The sequence below is a fragment of the Cytobacillus sp. genome (genome assembly GCF_964223445.1).
Lineage (GTDB): Bacteria > Bacillota > Bacilli > Bacillales > Cytobacillaceae > Cytobacillus.
This window is the reverse complement of sequence record NZ_CAXQGS010000015.1, coordinates 1-4,364: the sequence shown is the minus strand read 5'-3', so window position 1 is coordinate 4,364 and position 4,364 is coordinate 1. Positions and strand designations below refer to the sequence as shown.

The 4,364-nt window shown below is 39.3% G+C and carries 6 protein-coding genes; 4 read left to right on the top strand and 2 right to left on the bottom strand.

Going from position 1 to position 4,364, the window contains the following annotated elements:
• Positions 1-557: 557 nt before the first annotated feature.
• Positions 558-1,181, bottom strand: a complete 624-nt coding sequence (locus ACEQ1T_RS01795) for a LysE family transporter (protein WP_206843150.1) — start codon at positions 1,179-1,181, stop codon at positions 558-560.
• Between the two features lie 228 nt (positions 1,182-1,409).
• On the opposite strand from ACEQ1T_RS01795, the gene ACEQ1T_RS01790 reads away from it, so the two are divergent.
• On the top strand, positions 1,410-1,589 hold the full coding sequence (locus tag ACEQ1T_RS01790) for an H-type small acid-soluble spore protein (protein WP_009336786.1): 180 nt from the start codon (positions 1,410-1,412) through the stop codon (positions 1,587-1,589).
• A 37-nt stretch (positions 1,590-1,626) separates the two neighbouring features.
• On the opposite strand, the gene ACEQ1T_RS01785 is transcribed toward ACEQ1T_RS01790, so the two are convergent.
• Complete coding sequence (locus ACEQ1T_RS01785) at positions 1,627-1,776, bottom strand: hypothetical protein (protein WP_206843152.1); 150 nt, start codon at positions 1,774-1,776, stop codon at positions 1,627-1,629.
• A gap of 166 nt (positions 1,777-1,942) precedes the next feature.
• Between ACEQ1T_RS01785 and ACEQ1T_RS01780 the strand changes: the two genes are divergently transcribed.
• The 3 genes from ACEQ1T_RS01780 to ACEQ1T_RS01770 all read left to right on the top strand — a co-directional run.
• On the top strand, positions 1,943-2,284 hold the full coding sequence (locus tag ACEQ1T_RS01780) for a metal-sensitive transcriptional regulator (RefSeq protein WP_244671266.1): 342 nt from the start codon (positions 1,943-1,945) through the stop codon (positions 2,282-2,284).
• A gap of 17 nt (positions 2,285-2,301) precedes the next feature.
• On the top strand, positions 2,302-2,508 hold the full coding sequence (gene copZ, locus ACEQ1T_RS01775) for a copper chaperone CopZ (RefSeq protein WP_206843163.1): 207 nt from the start codon (positions 2,302-2,304) through the stop codon (positions 2,506-2,508).
• A 162-nt stretch (positions 2,509-2,670) separates the two neighbouring features.
• The coding region (locus tag ACEQ1T_RS01770; protein WP_370221538.1) for a heavy metal translocating P-type ATPase at positions 2,671-4,364 on the top strand (1,694 nt) is incomplete at its 3' end.

The following is a 4,364-nucleotide window of genomic DNA, read 5'->3' as shown; positions in this document are numbered from 1 at the left end:
TAAGCTTCTCAGCGCCGATGGTAGTTGGGGGCTGTCCCCCTGTGAGAGTAGGACGCTGCCGGGCATATGAAAGAGCACCTGATGGGTGCTCTTTTTTGTGTGCTTGGATGAGTTACGGTACCCAATAGCTTATTTGGACTCTTCTTTTTAATGGGAAAATAGATATATGCGTCACACCTGTGAACAAATGCCACTTTTTCATGTTATGCTTCACTTTGGCACATATATGCGTCACTTTCACACGTATATAAGCCTAAATCGAATTATTTGTGCCACTCCTTATTTCACCGTCTGTTTTAAGTGTTATAAGCTGTTCTCTACAAAAATAAATTGTGCCAAATGTGAGATAAACTTCAAAATATACTAGATAAAAAATAAAACCTGTTAGATAAGCTCCTAGACATGCTAGATAAACCCTAATAAGGTTTAGATAAATCCCCGAATTTGCCAGATTAACCAAATTAACTGCAACGCATACCATCATGCAAGCTCATATAGATATTTCAGCACATAATTATCTGTTTTTCTCCACCTGGTCCGAATGAATGGAATATGTATTAAAATAAAAGTTTATAAGCCTGCATTCCAAAATAAATCCCAAAGCCAATCAGTGATAAGCCAGATAATATGGAAATTAGAGCGAGAATCTTCCCGGTTAAAAATCTTCTGAAGCTGCTGGCAACAGCTGCCATCGTTATGTCCCAGACAAGAAGCCCTGTAAAAATTGCGCCGCTGTATAAAACAACATGTGCCTTGTCATACTCGGCTGCTGTTTTGGCCAGAATGGAACCATAGATGCCAAGCCAAAAAAGTATAGTTAAAGGATTTGACAATGACATGAGAAAGCCTGACATAAAAGATTTAACTTTAGATTCATTTTTGGTTCTATAGCTTGAAACTACTTTTCCCGCACTTATTAGGGTTTCAACACCTGTATAAACAAGGACGAAAAATCCAAAGCACCATAAGAAGGCTTTCATGAATGGAATCTCAAGAAAGTGTACAACGCCCAAATAAACGGCCGCCATATATATGGCATCTGCTGTCATAGCACCCAGCCCTACCAGCCAGGCATGGAAAAAGCCATTTTTTATTCCTTTATCCAACTGTGCAGCATTAATTGGACCGATTGGCGCTGCAAGCGACAGACCCAAGAAAACATAGCCTAGAAATATGCTCATAAATGTACAGCTCCTAACTGCCAAACCTGTTTGTACAAAGTCTATTCAGTGGATTGGAAGTATAGGACAACTTTTAATCCAGTGCAAGTTATGAACAGCCAATCAGCTGGCATAATCCATAAACCTTAAACCTCAAAAGTATTACATGGTTCACTTTTAAATAAAGTAAGCATAAATTTCTCATCCATGCAAAAAATAAAATGAAAAAAGCAGAGGAGAGTGTTTCTTATGGATGCAAAAAGAGTTAAGCAAATTCTTTCATCATCGGCAGATATCGAAGTAAAATATAATGGTGCTTCCGTGTGGATCGACAAGCTGAATGAGGACGGAAGGACAGCAACGGTACATTTGCGCGGTCCACTTGAAGAAAGATCCGAGGTAGAAATTGGAGAACTGACAGAATTGTAAATATGATCCTAAGCCGCCATTTTTGGCGGCTTTTACTCTATATTTCCTGATTGGATTCAATTTCTGTTCGTTCATTTAAATACTGATTCTCAGCAGAAGCAAAGTTTACTGACTGCAGGCTGATATCTTTATCGATCCCATATAGATCTTTGCCTGTGTCTTCCAGGTTTTCATGCTTTCTTTCCACATCAGCTGCCTCCTTTAATAAAGTGTTTCCGTTAGTATAAACAGAGATTTTCAATATCATGAAAGGGAAATTATACATAAAAATCCGTAATTTAATTCATCTTGAGTTCAGGGCTTTACATAGGGTACCGGGGTATAATATAATGGATATTAAGGAGGCTGATTAAATGGCGTTTGAATTGGAAGATGAGAATTTATCGTCTGAAAGCTGCTGTTCGATTGAATCGGAGCGAAAAAGTCATCATTCAGAAAAAGTTAAAAAGAATTTGACAACCCGCTTAAATCGGATTGAAGGTCAAATACGCGGAATAAAAGGACTTATTGATAGAGACGTGTATTGTGACGATATAATAACACAAATTTCTGCAACTCAGTCTGCTTTGAATAGCGTAGCAAAGCTTTTACTTGAAGGCCATTTGAAAAGCTGTGTGGTAGAAAGAATTCACGAAGGCGATGATGAGGTACTTGATGAATTTTTAGTAACTATTCAAAAGCTAATGAAAAAATAATAGGAGGTTTAATTATTATGGAAAGCGTTACTTTGAAAGTTAGCGGAATGTCATGCGGACATTGTGTAAAAGCGGTAGAAGGCAGTGTCGGCAAATTAAATGGTGTAGATAAAGTAGCAGTTGACCTTGATAATGGCCAGGTGCAGGTTCAATTTGACTCATCAGCAGTTACACTTGAACAAATCAAAGAAACAATTGACGATCAAGGATATGATGTAGAGTAATTATCGGGAAAGAACGTGTGAATAAAATGCACGTTCTCTTTTTTTAGTAAACGAGGAATTGAAAAATAAGTAAATTGTTTGGATTTATTTGATTGACATATAGGGTAGAGGGGTATAGTATATTAAGTATAAGAAACATTGTTTAATAAAGGAGTGGGAGCTATGGGTGATGTTGCCCTAAAGGAGGTTTACCTTCCAATATCAGGGATGACATGTGCAGCCTGTTCGTCTCGAATTGAGAAAGGGTTAAATAAGCTGGACGGCGTTCAGGAAGCGACTGTCAATCTTGCATTGGAAAAAGCAGTAATTAAATATAATCCTGAAGTCATTTCTGTTGTAGCTTTTGAGAAAAAAATTGAGGATCTAGGTTATACGGTAGTATCGGAGAGAGCTGAGTTCGAATTGCTGGGCATGACTTGCGCAGCTTGCTCTGGCAGGATTGAAAAGGGACTCAATAAGCTTCCAGGCGTCAAACAAGCTGTAGTCAATCTGGCACTTGAAACTGGTACTGTAGAATATAACCCTGAAGAAATCTCCATCCAGGACATGATAAAGAAAGTGGAGAATTTAGGGTATCAGGCAAAAATAAAAATGGATAGAGACGAAGATATCGAAGGATATCGGGAAAAGGAAATTGAAAAACAAAAAGGCAAGTTCATTTTCTCGTTGATTCTTTCTATACCTTTATTCTGGTCCATGGTTGGACATTTCGAGTTTACATCAATTGTTTATGTTCCAGATATGTTTATGAATCCTTGGGTGCAGCTGGCGCTTGCAGCTCCCGTTCAATTTTTCATAGGAAAGCAATTTTATGCCGGGGCATATAAGGCATTAAAAAATAAGAGCGCCAATATGGATGTGCTGGTTGCACTCGGTACTTCTGCTGCATTTTTCTATAGCTTGTACCAATCAATTTTATCAATTGGCACCAATGCACAAATGGTGGAACTCTATTACGAAACAAGTGCGATCCTTATAACATTAATAATCTTAGGCAAGCTGTTTGAAGCACGGGCTAAGGGACGTTCTTCTGAAGCGATTAAAAAGCTAATGGGTCTGCAGGCAAAAACAGCAACTGTCTTAAGAGAAGGGGAAGAAATTGAAATTCCTCTTGAAGAAGTTATTGCTGGGGACATCATATATGTAAAGCCAGGCGAAAAAATTCCAGTTGATGGTGAAATTATCGAAGGCCAGTCTGCTTTGGATGAATCCATGCTGACAGGGGAAAGTGTACCTGTTGATAAAGCAGCAGGCGACACAGTTATTGGATCGACCCTTAACAAAAATGGCTTTCTGAAAATTAAAGCCACAAAAGTTGGCAAAGATACAGCATTGTCACAGATTATAAAAGTGGTTGAAGAAGCGCAAGGTTCAAAAGCCCCCATACAGCGAATGGCAGACAGAATCTCCGGGATATTTGTTCCAATTGTTGTAACCATAGCTGCGGTTACATTCCTGGTGTGGTATATATGGGTAAGTCCTGGGGATTTTGCAGAAGCACTCGAAAAATTGATTGCCGTCCTGGTAATTGCCTGTCCATGTGCACTAGGTCTGGCGACGCCAACCTCTATAATGGCCGGCTCCGGCAGGGCTGCGGAATTTGGGGTTCTTTTTAAAGGCGGAGAGCACTTGGAACTCACACATGAAATCACTACAGTTGTTCTTGATAAAACTGGAACAGTTACACATGGCAAACCAGTTTTAACAGATGTGATTACGGAAGGCAACGTTGAAGAAACGACACTTCTCCGGCTGGTGGGTTCAGCAGAGAAACAGTCTGAGCATCCATTAGCTGAAGCGATCGTAAAGGGAATAAAGGATAAAGGGATCACGCTATTTAATCCAGTTGAATTTGA

What these genes read in the sequence shown, in the direction of transcription:
- ACEQ1T_RS01790 (WP_009336786.1), top strand. Translation starts at nt 1,410, where the DNA reads ATGGATGCAAAAAGAGTTAAGCAAATTCTTTCATCATCGGCAGATATC.
- ACEQ1T_RS01780 (WP_244671266.1), top strand. Translation starts at nt 1,943, where the DNA reads ATGGCGTTTGAATTGGAAGATGAGAATTTATCGTCTGAAAGCTGCTGT.
- copZ (WP_206843163.1), top strand. Translation starts at nt 2,302, where the DNA reads ATGGAAAGCGTTACTTTGAAAGTTAGCGGAATGTCATGCGGACATTGT.
- ACEQ1T_RS01795 (WP_206843150.1), bottom strand. Translation starts at nt 1,181, where the DNA reads ATGAGCATATTTCTAGGCTATGTTTTCTTGGGTCTGTCGCTTGCAGCG.